At 60.7% G+C, this 815-nt stretch carries 1 protein-coding gene; it reads left to right on the plus strand.

What is annotated here, in order from left to right; genetic code table 11:
- Nucleotides 1-815: hypothetical protein (locus tag ACPUER_RS36935; RefSeq protein WP_425133602.1), on the plus strand; the 815-nt coding region annotated here is incomplete at both ends.

The raw sequence follows: 815 nt of genomic DNA on the forward strand, positions 1-815 counted from the left end.
GTGAACAATGTGGGGCTGACGCAAACGGTGTCGCTGGGCGACTATCTGAAGCGCGCGGCGAGCATCAGCCTGAAGGTGACGGATAGCGCGGCGTCGCTGAACCCGGTCAGCCGGAACTTCGGCAGCCTGTACGAGTTGCTGGACTTCACGTTCGGTTCGGGCGAGCAGTGGCACCAGATTTGGGGAGCGTACAAGTACAACACTTCGGGTCTGGCGCAGGCGCTGGCGAACCTGTCGGCGCAGCCGCAACTGGCACAGGTGCTCAATCAGGTGCTGGGCGCCGATTGGAAGGCACTGGTGAAAGACAACTACGACACCTTGGTCACGCGTTGGAATGCGCTGAAGGCCGCGAACCTGGCGGGTTCGGCCTTCACGTTCACGCCGGCCCATGCTGCGCTGATCCAGGCGAGCGGGGATATCCATCAGGCCAATGGTCGGGTGATCAATGGCACGGGTGCGCAAAAGCACGAGCAGGCCCCGATGGTGGCGACGATCGGCAAATATTCGGTGGACACCTTCAAGGGGGATTTTGCGGCCAAGACGAATCTGGCGCTGCTCTCGCAACGTATCGACACGCTGGAGGAGGCCGCGAAGCTGCTGGCGGTTCATGGTCTGTTCAAGGAAGCCGCGCCGATAGTTGTGCCGGCAGGCGGTGCGCCGCAGTTCGTGATCCAGCCGCTGTATGAGACGAACATTGCCTATATCGATCAGAGCAAGTTCAAGGGATCGGACTATTTCTTCAAGCAAGTGGGCTACGCGCCGCTGAAGACGGTGTCGGTGCTGGGCGACAGCTACTTTACGACCGAACAGATTGC

The organism is Burkholderia sp. DN3021, assembly GCF_049805555.1.
In the GTDB taxonomy this organism is placed as follows: Bacteria; Pseudomonadota; Gammaproteobacteria; order Burkholderiales; family Burkholderiaceae; genus Burkholderia; species Burkholderia pyrrocinia_C.